This is a genomic window from Vibrio rotiferianus, from assembly GCF_002214395.1.
Lineage (GTDB): Bacteria > Pseudomonadota > Gammaproteobacteria > Enterobacterales > Vibrionaceae > Vibrio > Vibrio rotiferianus.
Genome location: NZ_CP018311.1, coordinates 1,754,085 through 1,773,953 on the forward strand (window position 1 = coordinate 1,754,085; position 19,869 = coordinate 1,773,953).

Annotated in this window: 13 protein-coding genes and 3 tRNA genes; 12 read left to right on the forward strand and 4 right to left on the reverse strand. The window is 43.9% G+C overall.

The window, feature by feature from the left end; genetic code table 11:
* The first annotated feature begins 503 nt into the window (after positions 1-503).
* Positions 504-2,345, forward strand: coding sequence for an Ig-like domain-containing protein (locus BSZ04_RS08105; protein WP_088880121.1), 1,842 nt, complete (start codon positions 504-506; stop codon positions 2,343-2,345).
* Between the two features lie 66 nt (positions 2,346-2,411).
* On the opposite strand, the gene BSZ04_RS08110 is transcribed toward BSZ04_RS08105, so the two are convergent.
* Entirely contained in the window at positions 2,412-3,665 is a 1,254-nt protein-coding gene (locus BSZ04_RS08110; RefSeq protein WP_088880122.1) for a hypothetical protein, read from the reverse strand.
* A 503-nt stretch (positions 3,666-4,168) separates the two neighbouring features.
* On the opposite strand from BSZ04_RS08110, the gene BSZ04_RS08115 reads away from it, so the two are divergent.
* The 3 genes from BSZ04_RS08115 (at position 4,169) to BSZ04_RS08125 (ending at position 4,846) form a co-directional block, all read left to right on the forward strand.
* Positions 4,169-4,255: transfer RNA gene (locus BSZ04_RS08115), tRNA-Leu, on the forward strand.
* Positions 4,256-4,375: 120 nt separating this feature from the next.
* Positions 4,376-4,449, forward strand: a tRNA-Cys gene (locus tag BSZ04_RS08120).
* Positions 4,450-4,772: 323 nt separating this feature from the next.
* A tRNA-Cys gene (locus tag BSZ04_RS08125) sits at positions 4,773-4,846 on the forward strand.
* Positions 4,847-5,073: 227 nt separating this feature from the next.
* Here BSZ04_RS08125 and BSZ04_RS08130 read toward each other — a convergent pair.
* Complete coding sequence (locus BSZ04_RS08130) at positions 5,074-6,609, reverse strand: methyl-accepting chemotaxis protein (protein ID WP_088880123.1); 1,536 nt, start codon at positions 6,607-6,609, stop codon at positions 5,074-5,076.
* A gap of 476 nt (positions 6,610-7,085) precedes the next feature.
* On the opposite strand from BSZ04_RS08130, the gene nirB reads away from it, so the two are divergent.
* The 4 genes from nirB to cobA all read left to right on the forward strand — a co-directional run bounded on the left by nirB (position 7,086) and on the right by cobA (position 12,059).
* Complete coding sequence (nirB, locus tag BSZ04_RS08135; RefSeq protein ID WP_088880124.1) at positions 7,086-9,644, forward strand: nitrite reductase large subunit NirB; 2,559 nt, start codon at positions 7,086-7,088, stop codon at positions 9,642-9,644.
* 14 nt (positions 9,645-9,658) lie between these two features.
* Complete coding sequence (nirD, locus tag BSZ04_RS08140) at positions 9,659-9,982, forward strand: nitrite reductase small subunit NirD (protein WP_005473845.1); 324 nt, start codon at positions 9,659-9,661, stop codon at positions 9,980-9,982.
* A gap of 172 nt (positions 9,983-10,154) precedes the next feature.
* Complete coding sequence (locus tag BSZ04_RS08145; protein WP_010451683.1) at positions 10,155-11,003, forward strand: formate/nitrite transporter family protein; 849 nt, start codon at positions 10,155-10,157, stop codon at positions 11,001-11,003.
* 297 nt (positions 11,004-11,300) lie between these two features.
* Positions 11,301-12,059: a uroporphyrinogen-III C-methyltransferase gene (gene cobA / locus BSZ04_RS08150; RefSeq protein WP_088880125.1), complete on the forward strand. Its 759-nt coding sequence runs from the start codon at positions 11,301-11,303 to the stop codon at positions 12,057-12,059.
* 22 nt (positions 12,060-12,081) lie between these two features.
* Here the strand turns inward: cobA and BSZ04_RS08155 are convergent, their stop codons facing one another.
* Positions 12,082-12,522: a DUF4174 domain-containing protein gene (locus tag BSZ04_RS08155; protein ID WP_010451685.1), complete on the reverse strand. Its 441-nt coding sequence runs from the start codon at positions 12,520-12,522 to the stop codon at positions 12,082-12,084.
* A 120-nt stretch (positions 12,523-12,642) separates the two neighbouring features.
* Between BSZ04_RS08155 and BSZ04_RS08160 the strand changes: the two genes are divergently transcribed.
* Positions 12,643-13,131, forward strand: a complete 489-nt coding sequence (locus tag BSZ04_RS08160; RefSeq protein ID WP_010451686.1) for a LabA-like NYN domain-containing protein — start codon at positions 12,643-12,645, stop codon at positions 13,129-13,131.
* Between the two features lie 104 nt (positions 13,132-13,235).
* Here BSZ04_RS08160 and BSZ04_RS08165 read toward each other — a convergent pair whose 3' ends face one another.
* Positions 13,236-14,567 (reverse strand): anaerobic C4-dicarboxylate transporter, encoded by a 1,332-nt coding sequence (locus tag BSZ04_RS08165; RefSeq protein WP_010451687.1) that lies wholly within the window; start codon positions 14,565-14,567, stop codon positions 13,236-13,238.
* Between the two features lie 474 nt (positions 14,568-15,041).
* On the opposite strand from BSZ04_RS08165, the gene BSZ04_RS08170 reads away from it, so the two are divergent.
* From BSZ04_RS08170 to BSZ04_RS08180, 3 genes are all read left to right on the forward strand, one after another.
* Positions 15,042-16,658: a methyl-accepting chemotaxis protein gene (locus tag BSZ04_RS08170; RefSeq protein WP_038883174.1), complete on the forward strand. Its 1,617-nt coding sequence runs from the start codon at positions 15,042-15,044 to the stop codon at positions 16,656-16,658.
* A gap of 162 nt (positions 16,659-16,820) precedes the next feature.
* Entirely contained in the window at positions 16,821-17,561 is a 741-nt protein-coding gene (locus BSZ04_RS08175) for a siderophore ferric iron reductase (RefSeq protein WP_088880126.1), read from the forward strand.
* 89 nt (positions 17,562-17,650) lie between these two features.
* Positions 17,651-19,822, forward strand: a complete 2,172-nt coding sequence (locus BSZ04_RS08180) for a TonB-dependent receptor (RefSeq protein ID WP_088880127.1) — start codon at positions 17,651-17,653, stop codon at positions 19,820-19,822.
* Positions 19,823-19,869: the final 47 nt, after the last annotated feature.

A 19,869-nucleotide genomic window follows, 5' to 3' on the forward strand; every position in this document is an offset into this window, starting at 1 on the left:
GTCATTCTAATAAATGGATATAAAGTGGTGGAATAAGTCAGTTTTTCTAGGCGATTCGAACTAGAAACCTACCTTTGTGATTACAGGCGTATTCCCAAGTCGAGCAGGGCTTGGTGTGTATCAGTGCATCCCGTAGTATCGGAATGTCCGGTCTTTTTGCGTGTTGAATACCTTAAATCACCCAAGCACAGTCTATTTTGGGGCTAATGAAACCTCGCGTCTGTTACGCGATGAATTCTGTACTCGTATATTTATTTGACGACTTAAATTTATCGTAGGTGGACGAAATCTAATAGATGTAATTATATAAACTCTACAACAATCATTATTCTAATTAGAATAGTGTTCTAAATTATATTGACGTTAAAAATCAAAGCGTCATTTTTAATTGTGATTATTGAACTTCATTACTTTCTTTTCTTGAAAGGAGATGAATGCTGTCGGTAATTTAAAGTTGCATTCTGTCTTTGTATATTTAAAAGGCTAAATTTGAGGTTAATAAATTGAATTTATTCAACTCTACCAATGTCTTAAGTTTTGTTTCAGGCTTAGCGCTGAGAGCAAAAGGAAAAGTTGCAGTTTCTGTTGCTGCACTACTTAGTATCTCTACATTTTCGGCGTTCGCAGGTGATATGCTGCCTACGAAAGGTGAACAAAAAACATTGGTTCTACTGGTTAACTTCCAAGAAAACCCAAACGACCAACCTATTAGCATCGCTCAAGCCGAGAGTCTTGTATTCGGTGAAATAAACAATTTCTACCGTGAAGCATCTTTTGAACAAACTTGGTTATCTGGTGAGGTGGCAGGTTGGTTCACTCTACCGCTTTCAAATCAGGTTTGTGACTTTACAGCTGTGCAAAATGCTGCTGATGATAAAGCGGTGGCGGCTGGCGTTCCTTTGGCGAACTACGACCGCATTATTTACCTCATGACAAAAACAGCATGTGGTGTCGCTGGCTCTGCAACCCTACAAGGTATACCTTCAAGAGCTCACATTAACGGAGATTTTTCCGCAACCAACATTACGCATGAGCTTGGACACAACTTTGGCTTGCATCACTCTCGCGCTTTAGATTGTGGTGATGAAACCTTGGGTAGCCAATGTGAAATTCGTGAATATGGTGACACCTACGATGTCATGGGTGGCCCTGATATCGGGTACTTCAACACATTCCAACGAGAGCAGTTAGGATGGTTAGATGGTGAGCATTCAAGCAAGACAATTGAAGTAACACAAGACGGTAACTATTCAATCGCAAATTATGAGGTGCAAAGTGATCAGCCGATTACACTAAAAGTGCCTCGTGGTTTAGATTCAACGACAGGAATGATGCGTTGGTTCTACATTGAATATCGTCAGTCTGTAGGTTTTGATGATTTTCTTGATGGTCGCTCGTACTCTTTCTACCGTGGTGATGTGACGGATGGCATCATTATCCGCAGTGCGACTGATGGTGATGCACGTAGCAGTAGTCTTCTTCATTTTAAAACAGATTCTGAGTACAAGGCTGTATTTGGTCGAAATGATTGGTTTGATCCAGCAATGCCAGTAGGTGGAACATACACTGACCCGGATTCAGGTGTCACCATGACTTTGAATAGTGCTGCAAATGGTATGGCTGAAGTGAACATTCATTTTGGAAATCCAGGCAATGGTGGTGATGATAAGGTTTGTACTACCCATATGCCAATACTCAAAGCAACAGCAACAACAGACAGTTCTGTTTATGCTGGAGAAAGTGTGCAGTATCAAGTGGCTGTCACTAACCAAGATAGTGCAGATTGTGCGAATACGACGTTTACCGTGAACGCGACTGTACCAAGTGGTTGGCAAGCTACAAATGGACAATTAACCTTAGCTCCGGGGGAGTCTGGCCAATTGCTATTGACTGTGACTTCAGCGAGTAACGCAACTACAAAAGACTATGCGATCGGCATGACCGCTTTGCATAGCCAAGACTCTAGTGCTAGTGCGACAGGAACAGTGACTTACACTGTGATTGAAGAGGTTGGAACAATTCCCGAGTTAAGCGCCGTTAACGATAGCGTTGTGCTAACACAAAAGCAGCCAGTAACCATTGATGTACTTGCTAACGATGTGATTGATGAGGAAACGAAGGCTTCTATTGTTTCATACACTAGCCCAAGTAAGGGTCGAGTTGAATTATTGTCTGATGGAACCTTCCGTTACACGCCAGAAAAGCGATTTAAAAATACGGACAGCTTCAGCTACACCATAAGCGACGGTCAAAGTAGCTCCACCGCATGGGTTAGCATCACTTTGCAAGAGTCATCAGATGGTGGTGGCAATGGATCTAAGCCAGGTAAAGGCAACAATAAGTAACTTAGTTAAAATGCCCGGCATATGATATGTCGGGCATTTATTCTTTTGGGTTACCAGTTTCAGTCTTTATTCAGGACATTGAACAGGTTCTGGGCAAGTTGGACATAGAGTACATTCAGCATAGGCAGTCATTGCTTGTACTGTTGCACCAAAGACGGTTTCACCAATAGCATCCACCGTGTCAGCAAATGGCGGAACATCTCCACCCGCTAGAGGCAGTCCATCACTTTCGCCCGGTACAGGCTCATAATCACCTTCGAAGTCTGCACATTGACCCGGAGTCAGTGTACCGATAAGGATAGGATCAGAGTCTTTGTTATCAATTACAACAACGTCATTTATTGTAATGTCTGATGTGTTACAAACACTACCATTGTAATTGACTTCAAGACCGTACTCATGAATACCTGTGTTTGCAAAGCGGTTCACGACAATCACGTTACACTCTTTTTGAAGCGTTAGCGCGCCAGGAATGTTTTGATTTGGACATTCCCAATCGGCATTGTCTGAAACTGCAACCTCTCCACCACCAGCAAGTGCAGCCGTTACTTCTGCGTAGTTGGTAATACCATTCTGAGCGACTCTAAAGGTGCCGTTAAATGTTTGATAGTCGCCAACGCCAAGCGTCGCAAGTTCAAACATATGAACACCGTTATCGAGGTCTTCTTCAACGGCTGTGGTGTCTGTTGCTTTAATATCGTAAAGAGGTAACTGACCAGTATTTTCGACTTTCAGCTCGTAGTCATATTGTAAGGAGTCGCCGTTAACAATGTTGTTAAAGGTACAGACTTTAGTGATTTTGATTTCTGGTTTACCAGGGGTGTAACAAAAAGAGATGTGGCTTAAACCATAAAAATCATCCCCTCGACGTACTGGAGAATGTAATCCTGTATCACTACTAACTAAAATGCCATCGGAAAAATACTCATACAAGTTACCAGTAGGACCACCTTTCACAAAGATGCCTTGAATGATGACTGGACTTGAACCTTGATCCCAAGAAAACGTTTTGGCCCCTTCTTGTACCGATATTGCAACTTCTAGCTCACCATCAGAGTAAACACCATCTGCAACAGGTTCAATTTTGAATTCTTCGAGGTCTGGTATTCCATAGAAGTCAGCACAGGTAGGATTACCGTTGTATTGAACTGGTTGAACGCCTTGACCTGAAGGAGGACCAGCTTCGGCTCGGACGTTATGCGATGCTAAAAACGCACAACAGACCAAAAGCGAAGTGAGTAACTTGATCAGTTTTGTGTTTAGAGAACTGATACAACTGAAGTCCATATTGTACCAGCGCGTATTGTTTGTTTCTTTCATAAAACCTCCGGCGGGTATAGAGCGAGCTATACAACCGCATCGTTGTTCTTTCAGAAATAAGTTCGATACTGCACCGGAGTCATAGCATAGAGTGTTCCATGTATAAGTGGTTGTTTTTGTGTGGATAATTATTTTGGGTGTGTTTGCCTTTGCACAGTTTGTCTACCCAAAGCGGACGGGATCTATTTGACGGGGGTACTAAGCACTTGAATAAAAACAATTAAATGGAGGGCTTGTGCGGGTGTTCACTGAGTGAACAAAGTGTAACTGACTCTGAACAGAACGTGTGTCAAAGCTGAATACACCATAAACTCAAACAGAAGTTGATGGATAAATGTTATACCGATTGTATGAATAGCGATCATGCTGGGTTGCTTTTTAAACATATGAATAAAAAAGATAAAATAAACGGTTGACCTAAAAATTCATTGAGTTAAAGTACGCCTCGTTCTCGCGGCAAAGGTCGTTAGAGCAGGTGGTGTTGCCATCGCATTGATTGCGTTGCCCTGGTGGTGGAATTGGTAGACACAAGGGATTTAAAATCCCTCGACGTTCGCGTTGTGCCGGTTCAAGTCCGGCCCGGGGCACCATCAGCTAGTTTTAGTGTGTGGATTGAAAATCCTTCCGTCGAGTTGACCGGCCGAGTGTCGGACCATCAATTCCGGTCGGGACACCATCCCTCATTATATGAGAACAATAAAATTCGGTAAGGCGCCTTGGCAGAGTGGCTATGCAGCGGATTGCAAATCCGTGGACCTCGGTTCGATTCCGGGAAGCGCCTCCATTCGAATATATAGAATTATTAAGCCCCGTCAGTGATGACGGGGCTTTTTGCATTTGTTCGTTTGTTTTTCACACGACAGCACGGCAGATTTTTAGTGGTCGTAATCGTTATTGGCGGGAGAGTTGAAGCTTAGTGGTTTGACAAAGTGCTAAAGGCATACGGAGTTTGTATGCAAAGCCGCCATTTTGATGGTCTTTTTAGCTAACGTTCTTTTTTAACAAATTAATCTTTGACTAAACGAAATAAATCATTAAAGTACACGCCTGTTCTAGGGGGAAGTCCCGAGACAACCTTTCAAATGTTTCTCTACGAAACTCAAAGATGGCGCCTTGGCAGAGTGGCTATGCAGCGGATTGCAAATCCGTGGACCTCGGTTCGATTCCGGGAGGCGCCTCCATCTAAATTTTCCATTTTATTCACCAACTGATCTGTCGCTACGTATCAAGCATTAACTTTGTTTCACCCTTAACTTTGTTGCATCGATGGCCCCAAAACAACAGCATTCAAAACTGAGTAGTTCTTTGCTTTTGCGTTATTACAATGTCTCTAGCTAGGCAATAGATATAGGAATGTTTTCTGAAGGCAAAAAAGAAGGGCCTTATATGATTCAGGCCCTTCGTTTCATTAGCGATTGAATTGAGTCATCAAGCGCTGCATTGCTTCGATACTGTCGACAAGCTGACTGGTTCGCTCAATTGAAGTGTTTGACGTCTCTGATGTGTCGTCTGCTAACTGCTTGATGTTGATGACGTTTCGGTTGATCTCTTGTGTCACACAAGCTTGCTGTTCTACTGCGGTAGCAATTTGATGACTACTATCAGTTACAGAGTCAAGTTTAGCCGAAATCATTCGAAGAACTTCACCCGTTTGGTCAGCTCGCTCCTTGCAGTTATTCGACAGTTCATTACCTTTTTGCATTGCTTCGACCGCAAGGTTGGCAGTGTCTTGCAGTTGCTTAATCATAGAGTGAATTTCACTAGCAGAAGAGCCAGTCTTCGACGCAAGATTTCTCACTTCATCTGCAACGACTGCAAAACCTCGACCAGCTTCACCGGCTCTTGCTGCTTCAATTGCAGCATTGAGGGCCAGTAGATTAGTTTGCTCGGAAATTGCAGTAATGACTTCCAAAATGCTGTCTATTTTTTGGCTGTCATTGGAAAGCTGATTAATGATAGATTGCGAACGAGTAAGCTCCTCATCTAAGGCGTCCACTTCAGATATTGTCTGTTCTATGCTCGTTAAACCTTTCTGTGATTCAGCATTTGCTTGTTCGGTTAGTTGAGAGGCGTCAGTAGCTGCCGTTGAAACTTCATTGATGGAGTTAGTCAGCTCTTCAACTGCGGCTGCGACTTGTTCAGTCTCGCTACATTGTTGCTGAAGGCTTTGACCAATACTCTGTATGGTGCCGAATTCATCTTCTGCTGATGCCAATATTTTCCCTGAAGTTTCACTCGCTCGACCTGAAACTGCTCTTAGCTCAGCTTTGCGCATCATTAAAGCCAACTCAATGCGTGAGTAGTCATCTTTATGATTCGTGTATGGGTGCTCCATCAACTCATTTTCATACGCTTGCTTTGTTAGCTCAGACAGGTCGTCAAAGCGTTTCTTTTGCATGAGAGCATTCCCGCAAAGTAGTAACGCAAGTAGAGCTGGTATTAGCAGTAACCAGTTTGCTGACATCACGCTTAAAGCGAGCAAGGAAGCCAGAAGGGCAGGTAAGCCAATAGCATTTATAAGGTGATACTTGAAGCGAGGTCTTACTTTCGCTTTATTGTGTGAGATTTGTTTGTAAAGGCTTTCTGCGCGTAGGATTTGTTCTTGGGAAGGCTTAGACCGAACCGATTGGTATTCAATCACGTTACCTTGAGGATCTCGAATTGGCGTTACAAATGCGGAAACCCAATAGTGGTGCTCGTTGTCACTGCATTGGTTCTTTACCAGCCCCATCCAGCTCTTACCAGCTTTGAGATATTCCCACATTTGTTTAAATGCGGCTTTCGGCATGTCTTTATGACGAACCATATTGTGTGGGTTGCCAATGAGTTCATGATCTTCATACCCAGCTATGTCACAAAAGTCACTATTTACATAGGTGATATGACTGCTAGGATCGGTTGTGGAGATCAAGTTGGCAGCTTCGCTAAATTCCTTGTTGAGCATATTAGTCGTTCTATTTTTACTGTTGGTTAGAAGAGTTGTGCTAAAAGCAAGAACTCAGACTGTTGATTTTCAAGCAATAGTTTAGATTTGGAATGAAGATCAACATATGACACAAGTCAATTTGAGCGGATTATTTATAAACAAAAGTGAAAACTATGAAATCGATTCTTATTATTTGCCAAATCAATTTAATTAATATTATCAATTTCATTTTTGCCTGATTGGTGTCTCGAAAACGACCTAGTTTGACGACTTTTACTTGATTTATTAAAAATTATTAACAGTCTGGTTAGGTGGTGACGGTTTACTACATAAATGTGTGGCAAATTTACTCTTAAACCCTCTTGTAGCTAAGGTTTTTTATCATCTACCCCTTTAGGGTAGTTTGATTCCGTAATTGATTTACATCATGTATTAATTTTCTTTCACATTTAACAATGCGCTCAGTTATAAGAACCTAACCCTTAGGAAGTATTATGAGCAAGTTGAAGCTGGTCGTTATCGGTAACGGTATGGTAGGGCACCGTTACATTGAAGACTTAGTCGAAAAAACGGATGCATCTCAATATGAGATCACAGTTTTCTGTGAAGAACCACGTGTCGCTTATGACCGTGTCCACCTTTCTTCTTACTTTTCTCACCATACAGCGGACGAGTTATCTTTGGTTAAAGAAGGTTTCTACGAGAAGCATGGTGTGAATATGTTAATTGGCGAGCGTGCCATTAACGTAAACCGTGAGAAGCGTATCGTTCATTCAAGCACTGGTCGTGAAATTCAATATGACAAGCTGATTATGGCAACTGGCTCATTCCCGTTCGTTCCACCTATCAAGGGCCGTGAAAGTAAAGACTGTTTTGTTTACCGTACTATCGAAGATCTAAAAGCGATCGAAGCGTGCGCGAAGAAGAGTAAAGTCGGTGTTGTTATCGGCGGCGGCCTACTTGGTCTTGAAGCGGCGGGTGCATTGAAAGCACTTGGCGTTGAAACGCACGTGGTCGAGTTCGCACCAAAGCTGATGGCTGAACAGCTAGACCAAGCGGGTGGTAATCAACTTCGCCAAAAAATCGAGAGCATGGGTGTTAAGGTTCATACGAGCAAAAACACACTTGAAATCGCTCCTGAGGGTAAAGATGCACGTAACGTTATGCGTTTTGCCGACGGTACTGAGCTAGAGACCGATTTCATCGTGTTCTCTGCAGGTATTCGCCCACAAGATAAGCTAGCTCGTGACATGCAGTTGGATGTTGCACCACGTGGTGGTATCGCCATTAACGACTTCTGTCAGACGTCTGATGAGAACATCTACGCGATTGGCGAGTGTGCTTCTTGGAATGAAACCTTCTACGGGTTAGTTGCTCCTGGTTACAAGATGGCAACGGTAGCGGTTGACCACATTGTAGGTAACGACAGCAAGTTCGAAGGTGCTGACATGTCAGCGAAGCTTAAATTACTTGGTGTGAAAGTTGGTTCTATCGGTGACGCTAACGGTCGTACTCCTGGTTGTAAGAGTTATGTTTACCAGAACGAAGAGCAAGAAGTTTACAAACGCTTAATCGTATCAGAAGACAACAAGAAGCTTCTTGGTGCGGTGATGGTCGGTGATACTTCTGACTACGGTGATCTTCTACAGCTAATGTTGAATGAAATCGACCTACCAGAACACCCAGACGCATTGATTCTGCCAGCTCATGCAGGCGCAGAAAAACCAACACTAGGCGCAGATGCTCTGCCTGATTCCGCGGTTATCTGTTCTTGCTTCGACGTGACTAAAGGCAAAATCTCTGAAGCTGTTGCACAAGGGCACCACACTATTGGTGACATCAAAGCGGTAACGGGTGCAGGCACAGGCTGTGGTGGCTGTATCCCACTTGTAACGTCAGTGCTAAACGCTGAACTTGAAAAAGCGGGCGTTGAAGTAAAAGCAGACGTTTGTGAGCACTTTGCTTACTCTCGCCAAGAGCTTTTCCATCTAGTGCGTATCGGTGAAATTAAATCGTTTGAAGAGTTGCTAGAGAAACACGGTAAAGGCTACGGCTGTGAAGTGTGTAAACCACTAGCAGGCTCTATCCTTGCTTCATGCTGGGGTGACCACATCCTGAAGCCATCTCTGGTTAAGCTGCACGATACCAACGATAACTTCCTAGGTAACATGCAAAAAGATGGTACTTACTCTGTTATTCCACGTATGGCTGGTGGTGAAGTAACGCCACAAGCACTTGCAGCACTTGCAGATGTTGCCGCTGAATACAACCTGTACACCAAGATCACAGGCGCTCAACGTATCGGTCTATTTGGTGCGCAGAAAGATGACCTTCCTGCAATCTGGAAAAAGCTAATCGAAGCAGGTTACGAAACAGGCCAAGCTTATGCGAAAGCACTGCGTATGGCTAAGACGTGTGTTGGCTCTACTTGGTGTCGTTACGGCGTTCAAGATTCAGTTGGCCTTGGCGTAATGATCGAGAACCGTTACAAAGGCATCCGTACACCTCATAAGATGAAGTTTGGTGTGTCTGGTTGTACTCGTGAGTGTGCAGAAGCGCAGGGTAAAGACTTGGGCATCATCGCAACCGACGCAGGTTGGAACATGTACGTTTGTGGTAACGGTGGTATGAAGCCTCGTCATGCAACGTTACTAGCCGGTGACCTAGACCAAGAAACACTGATCAAGTACATCGATCGATTCATGATGTTCTACATTCGTACAGCAGCACCACTACAGCGCACATCGGTATGGTTCGAAAACCTAGAAGGCGGTATTGATTACCTACGTGAAGTAATCATGGAAGACAAACTGGGAATCAACGAGCAGCTTGAAGCAGACGTAGCGAAGTTGGTTGAAGAGTATCGCTGTGAGTGGACTGACACTATCAACGATGAAACTCAGCTGAAGCGTTTTGCACACTTCGTGAACTCTGATGAACGTGACGACAATGTTATGTTCGTGACAGATGGCCGTGAGCAGCATCGCCCGGCTACATTCACTGAAAAACATCCTGAAGCGAAAGGTGACATCCTTCACGTAGAAGTGGTTTAAGGGGAGAAAAGATCATGGCATTTACAAAAGTTTGCAACATCGAAGACATCATCCCAGGTACTGGTGTAGTGGCACTGTTTGAGGGTGAACAAGTCGCGATCTTCCGTCCACGAGCGACTGAAGAAGTCTTTGCAATCAACAATATGGACCCGTTTTTTCAGTCAAATGTACTGTCACGAGGCCTTATTGTTGAACACGATGAGCAATTATGGGTCGCAAGCCCACTTAAGAAGCAACGCTTTAACCTAGCAACAGGTGCATGTATGGAAGACGAGCGCATGAGCGTGAAGTCGTACAAAGCACGTGTCGCAAAGGGCAAAGTAGAGATTGCGGCTTAAATATTCAGCATAGCCCAAATCGTTGTTGCAGCAGCTAGGTGACAAATAAGAAGGCTATGGAGATTTAATAGCTTAAAGATTCGCTGTTTCTCAGTTGAGGAACAGAGGAACAGCGAGTCTTTCACTATTCAATTTCAACTTTTAACTTTCAATTTTGAATAAGGACACATTCATGTCTACAGACTTTAAACCTGCTGAATTCGTACAAACCATGATCAACGTGGGTGAGGCGAAAACCAATACCAGCACTCGCGATCTTCTGCTTCGTGGTACTATGGCGGGTATCATCCTATCGCTTGCGGTTGTTGTTGCGATTACCACAATCGTACAAACAGGTGTTGGTGTTGTAGGGGCACTTGTCTTCCCAGTTGGTTTCGTGATTCTTAGCGTTATGGGTTACGATCTCGTAACGGGTGTTTTCGGTCTAGCGCCTCTCGCTAAATTCGCAAACCGTCCTGGTATCACTTGGGGTCGTATCTTCCGTTGTTGGGGTCTTGTAGGTTTGGGTAACCTAATCGGTTCACTAATCGTAGCTTACCTAGTGGCAATCTCTCTAACAGGTAACTTCTCTTTAGAACTAAACGCAGTAGCGAAGAAATTTATTGCTGTTTCTACTGCACGTAGCCTTGGTTTTGAAAACATGGGTATGGACGGATGGATCACGTGTTTCGTACGTGGCATCTTCTGTAACCTGATGGTGTGTCTAGGCGTTATCGGCAACATGACAGCACGTTCAGTGTCTGGCCGTGTAGCAATGATGTGGTTCCCAATCTTCATCTTCTTCGCGCTAGTATTTGAGCACACAGTAGTAAACATGTTCCTATTCCCACTAGGTATGATTCTAGGTGCGGATTTCGGTATTGCGACTTGGTTGAACTTCAACCTTATTCCAACCATTCTAGGTAACATCGTTGGTGGTCTTGTAATGACTTGTATTCCACTGTACCTAACTCACGCAAAAACTGCGCCTTCTATCAATGCTGAAGAAGAAGTAAAAGCAGAGCCTGTAATGGCTAAGTAATCGAGGTTTATTGCCAATATTAGGTAATGAACGAGTCGGGACTCTCTTTGGACTTGAACTGAGAGATTCCCGACTACGCTCCTTCGTCGCTCTCGGGAATGACTCAAAAGGAGCAATTCAACAAAGACTGCTCATCTAATGCGATGACAAGCAAAGCGATAAGTCTGTCATTCCCTAGATGGAGGAACGACAGAGTAGGGAATCTCGTTCCCATCTACGAATAAGCTATTTGGCTATAAAAAGCGCTTCTTTGCCAAGAGTCTCTCTTTATATCTAAATTTTTCGATAGGCGTTGATATGACTACTGTTAACTCATCCTTAAACAGCGGCTTTGTTTCTCTTGTTGGCGCAGGCCCTGGTGACCCAGACTTACTTACTGTAAAAGGGTTAAAAGCAATTCAAGCGGCTGAAGTTGTGGTGTACGACCGATTGGTGTCCAAAGACATTCTTGAATTGGCTCACGTATCAGCAGAGATGATTTATGTAGGCAAGAAATTAGACTTTCACTGTGTGCCTCAAGATCAAATCAACCAAATCTTGGTGCAAAAAGCGCAAGAAGGTAAGCGTGTAGTGCGTCTGAAGGGCGGTGATTCATTTATCTTTGGCCGAGGTGGTGAAGAGCTCGAAGAATTAGCTGAGTTCGGTATCAAATATGAAGTGGTTCCGGGTATTACTGCGGCAGCAGGAGCAACAGCTTACGCGGGGATCCCATTAACGCACCGCGATCATGCTCAAAGTGTTCAGTTTATTACAGGCCATGTACAAAAAGATGGTCGCGAGATTGAATGGCATTCGCTAGCGCAATCCAACAACACACTTGTGTTCTACATGGGATTGAAGCAAAGCGGTCATATCATGGATAAACTGATTACACATGGTTTGGACCCTGAAATGTCATGCGCAATCATTGAAAACGGCACGCGCCCAGAGCAACGTGTTTTCCAAGGTAAGTTAAATGAGCTATCGAGCATGGCGGAACAGGCTGTAAGTCCTGCGTTAATTGTGGTGGGCAGCGTAACGCAGCTGCACAACAAATTGGATTGGTTCGGCAAATAACGAAAGCCCTAACCGCTAAGCACTAAATGGCGCAAGGACTGCGTTTCTGTTGCATCTCTCTTTTCCGCATTGGCATTTGATCGATAAGATTATTGATGAACTGCCAATCGGTCTTTGCACCCCAGCGGTGTTTCTCTTCGCCATCTTTACCCAACAGAATTGCAGTGTGTTGACCTGCTTTGACGTCGTAGAGTGCGGCCAGCATTTTCAAATCGAACTCTTCTTTTAGCCAAGAAGGTTCAGTAAAGCCGTCTTCCGCTATGACCAAGGTGATGACGTCCCGATCTTCCAATTCGCATTCGTTCATCAATGCTTCCAGCAAAAATTGCTTAACGTGATCGTCGTTTGCGGGGGCAAAATAGAGCACGCTACGATGTGGCCAGTATTGGGCATGCGCTGGATATCCAAATGCTGGACTTGATAAGAGGCATGAAAGCAACAGGGTAATGATCGTCTTACTCATGGCTTCACTCCTTGAAACGCGGATACCAAGTTATACGGTAAGTTTAGTGGAATTAGCTCATTGTGCTTTGGTTCAAAGTGGCATAGGGTATACGACAAACAAATAAAGTGTATTAAGAAGATGAATTCGGATAGCAAACAAAAGATCGCAATCTTAGTCGACGTACAAAACGTCTATTACACCTGTCGTGAAGCGTACCGCAGCAATTTTGATTACAACCAGTTTTGGTATGTTGCAACACAAGGGAAAGAAGTGGTAAGCGCGCGAGCTTATGCTATTGCGAGCAATGACCCAAAACAGCGTCAATTTCACCATATTCTGCGTGGCGTTGGCTTTGAAGTGATGCTTAAACCGTTTATTCAACGTCGAGATGGCAGTGCTAAAGGGGACTGGGATGTGGGTATCACGCTTGATGCGATTGAAGTAGCGCCGGAAGTAGATGAGATCGTTCTTGTCTCTGGCGATGGGGACTTTAGTATGCTGGTGGAACGTATTCAGCAACGATTCAATAAAAAAGTTACTGTGTATGGTGTACCAAAGTTAACGTCTCAAACACTGATTGATTGTGCCGATCACTTCGTTGCAGTCGATGATGATTTTCTTCTTTAGACTCAACTAGCCATGTGGCTTCGAGAATAAAGAAAGGGCGAGTCACTTCAGGCTGTACGCAAACGTACAATGACTCGCCCCAAACTTTCTTACCTATGTTCGCTTTATGATGGGATAATCATTTGTCCTAACACGTAACCTAGGCAGCAAGCACCAATAACCCCAATCAAGCCCACAGACATGAATGAGTGGTTGAAGTACCACTTACCAATCTTAGTCGTACCCGACGTATCAAAGTTTACTGTCGCGATATCTGAAGGATAGTTCGGGATAAAGAAGTAGCCGTAAACAGCTGGCATTAGGCCGATAAGCAGCGCTGGCTCCAAACCAAGACCCAGACCCACTGGTAGCATCATACGCGCTGTCGCAGCTTGAGAGTTCACCACAACAGACACAATGAATAGTGCTAGTGCGAATGTCCAAGGGTAGTTGGTTACCATCTCTACGATGCCTGACTTAAACTGAGGCATTGCGTATTGGAAGTAAGTATCTGACATCCAAGCAATACCGAAGATAGCAATCGCTGCCACCATACCTGATTTAAAGACAACGCCATTTGGTACATCACGTGGATCGGTTTTGGTCGCAAGTAAAATGATACCGCCAAAGCAGAGCATCATCATCTGAATAACCACTGCCATGCTGATTGGTTTTGCTCCGTCAACGATGGTACGTACTTCCGGCCACATCGCGATAACGACGATCACAAGAATTGAAAGAATGAACAGCAATACCGAGTTACGTGCGCTAGTTGGTAACACTTCGTCCAAAGACGTTGCGGTTGTATTCAAGATCTTCTCGCGCCAAACCGGATCTTTCAGACGCTCTTGGTATTCTTCATCGTCTTCAAGTTCTTTACCGCGTTTTAAGCTGTATAGCGACATCAACAAAGTACCGAACAAGGTTGCAGGTACCGTCACAAGTAGAATCGACAATAGTGTGATTTCGTGTTGAATGTCAGACAGTTGCGCGAGGTAATAAACCACGGCTGCTGAAATTGGTGACGCAGTGATAGCAATTTGCGATGCAACCGATGCCGCTGCCATTGGGCGTTCAGGGCGAATACCGTTTTTCAAAGCAACGTCGCCAATGATCGGCATGATGGAATAAACCGCGTGACCAGTACCAAGTAAGAAGGTCATAGAATAGGTAACAAAAGGAGCAATGAGAGTCACACGTTTTGGGTTTTTACGTAAGACACGTTCAGCGACTTGCAGCATGTATTTTAAGCCACCAGCAGCTTCAAGAATGGATGCACAAGTGACTACCGCAAGGATGATAAGCATAACGGTGACGGGTGGAGAGGTTGGCGGCATTTTGAAAATGAAAACTTCAATCACCAAACCAATGCCAGAGACGACACCAAGACCAATGCCGCCATACCGAGAACCGATATACAGCATCACGAGCAAAAAGAGAAACTCAAGATACAACATGTTTAATTTCCTTATTAGAAACAGGGACATCTATTGTTTCTATATTCAAGGAAAAAATACTTTGCCTTGTTCACATTCCATTTTATAAGAAACGGTAATGTTCAGTTATTTGGGACAGTTCACGCTCAGAACGAAAAGTGTTATCAGGATGATATCTAAGGTTTGCGTAAGCTTATTTTGCTTCAACATCATTTGTTAACATTTGCGCAAAATGTGACCGCGGGGCGCTGTTCGATAAAGTTAATAGAATGTTTTGTTGTCTTTTATCTAAGACATAAATTTATCAATAAGTGGCTGTTTGGTAATATATATTCCAGTTGTTAATAACTGTATGTTATATGGGTGTGAGCTATTAGAGTATTTGGATACTTCGCGGTAACAATTTTCTTAAAGATTGATATGCATCAGGAATTTATGCGTTCAATTTAATAGATTCGGTCTACGTCAGTAAAAATATAAACAAAAGGCTAGTCTATGAAATTGAGTAACCTCTCCATCAAATATAAGCTCTTATCACTCGTCGTCTTTTCAGCTCTTCTTCTTATCGCTTCATGTGCGTATAACCTGAATGAACAAAGAAAGTCTTCGTTACAAGAACGAGAGAATAAACTGAGTGCACAAGTAGAAGTTGTGGTTAATTTACTTAGCTACTACTACGAGCAGAGACAAACCATGGGTGAAGAAGCGGCGAAGCAAGCAGCGATCGGCGCGATCACCAAAATGCGATACGACAACAGCAACTACTTTTGGGTCGTCACACCCACTCTAGAAGTTGTGTTGCATCCGACAAAACCAGAATTAAATGGTGTCGATGCGAGTAGCTTTAGAGATGGTGCAGGCAAGTATCACTGGCGCGAAATGGCACAAATCGCCAAAACGACGCAATCAGGATTCTTAGATTACCAATGGAAAAGCCCTAAAGGAGACTTAAAAGACAAGATCTCTTATGTGAAACTTTTCCCAGAATGGCAATGGATTGTTGGCTCAGGAATTTTAGTCGCCGATATTCAAGAGGTGTTTTACGCTAATGCGATAAAAGAGGCGGTAGTTGCATTCGTGCTTATCATCGCGTTGACCGCTTTGGGCTATGTTATTTCGAGCAATATTGTTGAGCCTCTACAACGCCTAATTAAAAACACTCATAAGATCGCCGATGGTGATTTGACAGTACGCCTAAATGCGAGTCGTAAAGATGAACTAGGTGAAATGAGTAATGAAATTGACCGTATGTTAGAGCAGCTACAAGGTACATTACTTGCTGCCCATGAATCGGCGCTGCAATCATCAAATATGGCACAGAGTATTGCTCAAGCGAGTGAAGAAGCCGCAACAAGTGTAAATAGCCAACATGCGCAGTTAGAGCTTCTTTCTACCGCCATGACTGAAATGAGTACCACTATTGCTGATGTGGCCAATAACGCAGAAAACACTGCTCATAGCACTTCACTTGTAACCACACATGCTGAGCAGAGTGGTAAGGCGATGGAGCAGACCGCGACGACGATTTCTGATGTTTCAAGAGAGATCGCATCAGCCGATCAGTTGGTAAGTGAACTGCAAGCTGGGGTTAATGATATCCGCGCGGTAGTTAGTGTGATCCGTGAAGTCTCGGAGCAGACCAATTTACTTGCCCTGAATGCAGCGATAGAGGCGGCACGAGCTGGAGAGCAAGGTCGAGGATTTGCAGTCGTTGCCGACGAAGTGCGCAATTTAGCAAGTCGTACTCAGCAATCGACAGATGAAGTTCAACAAACGATAGACTCGCTCATTGAACGTACAGATCGCACTGTAAAAGCAATGGAACGCAGCAACGCTAAAGTGGAGGAGAGTGTTGGTATCTCACAATCTACTCAACACCAGTTGGGAGACATGGTAGAAGAGCTTGTTCGCTCAAACGACATGGTCTCGCAAATAGCCGCAGCTTCAGAGCAACAAGGGTTAGTTGCCAATGAAATGACGGAAAATGTCAGTACGATTCATTTAGCTGCCAATGAAGTTAAGCATGCCTCTCAAATGCTCGCTGAAGAAAGCCAACATTTAGCGGCCGCTTCAGAGGTACTGCACGACCAGCTGAAGTACTTTAAAGTATAGAAAACAGTTGGCTAAGCCCCAGTTAAACTGGGGCTTTTAGTACCTTCGGTAGTTTACTAGGCCACTAAAGTGATAAAACACAAGTAATATTGATAATTATTTGCATTGCTAACTTTGCATGCGTATAACTCTGTTCAAATCTAAATACATTTAAGAACATTGATGTCTACTCAGTTTTTCCCACAACTCTTCCATTACTCAAAAGAAGTCACCCCTTTTTTACATGGCAGTATCGGTGAGATCGATGCCAGTGCCATTCATATCGATAACAATATCAACCCAATTGTTCAGTCTCTTTATGAGTCGCTTTCTCACGCCCATCCAGAGGCGGGCAAAGCTTATTGGCTTACCAGAACTTGGGATCTACTATGTTGGCAACCTATGTTTGTTGCTTTCATTTCTATCTATGGATTTCATACGCTGCCGCGCTTAAGGGGTATGGGGCAATATGTGCAAGATGGGTTTGTCACTGGTTATCGTTTTGAAGATGAGCAGCATATTCATGGTGATATCGAAGAATTGATTGTCGAGGCGGGTAAGCAAATACGTGAACTTTATGACTTTTACCAACTTCAAATGAGTGAATGGATACGTATTCGACCGGGTTTTACTCATCAATTGATGTCAGATGGCGTGATGGCATGCTTAATACGCCTCCAACAGCACTTCCCTCAGTTTAGTAATGACATCATCCATGCCCACGGAATCCTTTGGCTACAAGCTTTAGGGTTGGATGAAGGTAATGTTTCATCTTTGCATAAGCTTAGCGAAGATCAGCCCCTAAAGCTCGTTCGCAAGAGTTGTTGTCTCGTGTATAAATGTGAGGGAAGGGAGCTCTGTAAAGACTGCCCAAGGACAGAAGAAAATAAGCGGCTAGTGAAATCAAAAAGCCTTTCTTGTTAACAATTATTAAACATATGTAACAGTGCTAGATCTGCCGTTGAGAATGAGTATTATTGTCGATTCTTTTAATTTATAAAAAGATAAAGACAATGATAAAAAGGAAGTTCTCTCTAAATCTCATCGTGCTCGCGATGAGCAGTGGCTATGCATTTCACGCACTCGCTGACCAACCGAACCCAAACAAACAAAGCAACTCCGACGAACAGATGGTTGTTGTTGGCAGTATTATGCCTAAGTCAATTTCTGACATTCCAGGCACGGTATGGTTTGTTGACCAAGAACAGATCGCTCAACAATACCGAGCAGGTAAAAGCCTTGGTGACATCTTGTCAGCGACCATCCCTTCATTAGACGTTGGTACTGGTGGTCGCACTAACTACGCGCAAAATCTTCGCGGTCGTGCGATGTTGGTGATGATCGATGGGGTGTCGTTACAGTCTTCACGTCCCATTAGTCGCCAATTAGATGCCATCGACCCATTTAATATTGAACGCATAGAGGTGCTTTCTGGTGCAACTTCTATTTATGGTGCTGGTGCAACGGGCGGTGTCATTAACATTGTTACCAAGAAAGCGACGTCGGATGAACTTTCTTTTGAAACCTATGTAAGTGGTACAACTGGCTTTAATAACAGCGATGATTTCGATTACAAAGTCGCGCAATCTGTCTCTGGCGGTAATGAAAAAATTACTGCTCGCGGCTCAGTAGTCTATGGTGAAACTCAGGGTTTCTATGATGGGAATGGTGACATTGTCACTCCAGATATTTCTCAAGGCTCTTTACAATATAATTCAACGCTCGATGTAATGGGTTCTGCGGAGATTCAAACGTCAGATGAAAGCCAACTAAGCCTTATAGCACAATACTACGACAGTCAGCAGGACTCTCCTTACGGTTTGTATATTGTGGGACGAGACTTCGTTGATGTACGTAAGGGATTTGAATCTGACCGTGAACAAGGCACAGAGCGTATTTTACTGAGTGCCAATTACAGCCATGATTCTGTATTCGGACACCAATTGATTGGCGAACTTTCTTACCGAAGCGAGAATCAAACTTTCACGCCTTACTTTCAGAGTGCCTCTCAACAAGAAACCGAAGTATTAGCAGGGCGTTTAGCACTTGCTAAAGGCTGGGATGCTCTCAATTTAGTTTATGGTGTTGATGCGTACCTTGACCGTTTTGATAGCAACCAGGCGCTGTTTGACCCAACTATCGCGAATGACTCAGGTAACTTGGTTAACAAGACTTATGCGCAAGTAGGGCGCTACCCAGGCGTCGATGTTTCATCATATGCTCTGTTTATTCAAGGTGATTACGAGATAAATGCCGACTGGTCTATTCAGGCGGGTTACCGTTATCAGTACATGAATAACAAGATCGATGATTTTGTCGCTTACAGCGTACAGAAGAAGATCGCTGCAGGAACAGGTACATCTGCAGATGCCGTCCCAGGTGGCAGCACAGATTACTCGGTAAGTCTTTTTAATCTAGGCACTATCTATGAGCTGAATGATGACTCACAAATCTGGGCGAACTTTTCTCAAGGCTTCCAACTGGCTGACCCAGCGAAATACTATGGACAAGGCAGCTACGATGCGCCGGATGCAAACGGCCATTACGCTCTGAAAGACAGCATCAACGTATCTGATTCGAAACTCTCCGGTATTAAAACGGACAGTTATGAGCTTGGTTACCGCTTGGATACAGATTCGTTATCACTGCAGGCGGCAGGTTACTATTCGCAGTCCGATAACTCGATCAAATACGACCGTAAAACCTTGTTGATCACCAGTGTGGATGATGAGCAACGCGTATATGGTGCGGAAGCGAACATCAACTATTGGGTGACGAGTGATATTTTGCTAGGTGCTTCGGGCCATTATGTTGTGTCTGAACTTAAGACCGATGGCAAGTGGGAAGATTTAAGTGCTGGTAAGGCGAGTACGTCAAAGGCAAATGCGTGGGCGGCTTGGTATCAAAACGACTATTCTTTGCGCCTACAAAGTCAAACCATGTTTGATTACAAAGATGAAGCCGACAACAAGCTAGATGGCTACACTACGTTCGACTTACTGGGTAACGTAATGCTGCCAGTTGGCCAACTTGGGTTCGGAATCCAAAACTTATTTAACGAGGATTACACCACGGTGTGGGGACAACGTGCACAAATCCTATATGCGAGTCACTATGACTCAGCTGCTTATGACTACAAAGGAAGAGGTCGTACGTTCACGCTTAACTACAGCCTTAACTACTAGGGGCTGTTGATCTTTCGCGGTTAATTTTTGTTCGAGATAAAATCGTT

Coding starts and splice junctions, on each gene's coding strand:
- BSZ04_RS08110 (WP_088880122.1), bottom strand. CDS start 3,665: ATGAAAGAAACAAACAATACGCGCTGGTACAATATGGACTTCAGTTGT.
- BSZ04_RS08130 (WP_088880123.1), bottom strand. CDS start 6,609: ATGCTCAACAAGGAATTTAGCGAAGCTGCCAACTTGATCTCCACAACC.
- nirB (WP_088880124.1), top strand. CDS start 7,086: ATGAGCAAGTTGAAGCTGGTCGTTATCGGTAACGGTATGGTAGGGCAC.
- nirD (WP_005473845.1), top strand. CDS start 9,659: ATGGCATTTACAAAAGTTTGCAACATCGAAGACATCATCCCAGGTACT.
- BSZ04_RS08145 (WP_010451683.1), top strand. CDS start 10,155: ATGTCTACAGACTTTAAACCTGCTGAATTCGTACAAACCATGATCAAC.
- cobA (WP_088880125.1), top strand. CDS start 11,301: ATGACTACTGTTAACTCATCCTTAAACAGCGGCTTTGTTTCTCTTGTT.
- BSZ04_RS08155 (WP_010451685.1), bottom strand. CDS start 12,522: ATGAGTAAGACGATCATTACCCTGTTGCTTTCATGCCTCTTATCAAGT.
- BSZ04_RS08160 (WP_010451686.1), top strand. CDS start 12,643: ATGAATTCGGATAGCAAACAAAAGATCGCAATCTTAGTCGACGTACAA.
- BSZ04_RS08165 (WP_010451687.1), bottom strand. CDS start 14,567: ATGTTGTATCTTGAGTTTCTCTTTTTGCTCGTGATGCTGTATATCGGT.
- BSZ04_RS08170 (WP_038883174.1), top strand. CDS start 15,042: ATGAAATTGAGTAACCTCTCCATCAAATATAAGCTCTTATCACTCGTC.
- BSZ04_RS08175 (WP_088880126.1), top strand. CDS start 16,821: ATGTCTACTCAGTTTTTCCCACAACTCTTCCATTACTCAAAAGAAGTC.
- BSZ04_RS08180 (WP_088880127.1), top strand. CDS start 17,651: ATGATAAAAAGGAAGTTCTCTCTAAATCTCATCGTGCTCGCGATGAGC.